The 805-nt window shown below is 43.1% G+C and carries 1 protein-coding gene; it reads right to left on the bottom strand.

The features are described from left to right. Positions 1–90: 90 nt before the first annotated feature. The gene (locus tag A3766_RS27635; RefSeq protein ID WP_068507297.1) at positions 91–627 is read right to left on the bottom strand and encodes a F0F1 ATP synthase subunit delta; all 537 of its coding nucleotides are present in this window, start codon (positions 625–627) and stop codon (positions 91–93) included. Positions 628–805: the final 178 nt, after the last annotated feature.

Below are 805 nucleotides of genomic sequence, written 5' to 3'. Positions count from 1 at the left end.
GAGAGTTTCGATGCGCTTCTTAATAATTTCGCTGATCTCAGCTGGGTTTAGCTGTTGCATGCGTTAAATCCTCAAATCTGAATCTGCTACCTAAGCACTAACCGCTTCGGCCAATTTTGCAATTTTGCCACGGACAGAAGCATCGATGACTAGATCGTTGGTGCGGATAATTACGCCACCAATCAACGACTCATTTACAGTCGATGTAACAACGACTTTACGATCTAGTTTCTTACTTAGTACTTGTGCAAGCTTATCTTGTTGTTCACCGCCCAGTTCAAAAGCACTCTCCACATCGACGTCTACTGACATCTCTAGCTGTGCTTTGAAACCTTCAAACAATTGAGCAATCTCTGAAAGTAACTCTAATCGGTCATTTTCAGCCAACACAACGATAAAGTTTTTACCTTCATCATTTAACTTATCACCACATGATTCGATGAAAAGCTGTGCTTTTTGCTCACTTGTCAATGCTGGGTGGTCTAGAACAACACTCATGTTCTCGTCCATAGCTACTGCAGAAGAATAAGCAAGCATGTCTGACCAAACTGTCAAAGCTTCCTTATCCTTCGCGGCCTGAAAAGCGGCTTTAGCGTAGGGTCGGGCAATCGTAATTGATTCTGCCATCATCCACTCTCAAAACTTAAATTTCTGAGGCAAGCTGATCGAGTAACTCACCATGTTTGCTTGCATCGATTGAAGATCCAAGAATCTTTTCTGCGCCCGCAATTGCGATTGCAGATACTTCAGCGCGAAGCTCTTCTTTCACGCGATTCTTTTCTTGCTCAATTTCAGCTTTAGCAGC

It is taken from the genome of Oleiphilus sp. HI0132, assembly GCF_001635845.1.
This window is presented reverse-complemented; position numbering and strand designations above follow the sequence as displayed.

Bases quoted from the DNA above. Each gene is read 5' to 3' on its own strand.
- A3766_RS27635 (WP_068507297.1), bottom strand. From the start codon at position 627: ATGGCAGAATCAATTACGATTGCCCGACCCTACGCTAAAGCCGCTTTT.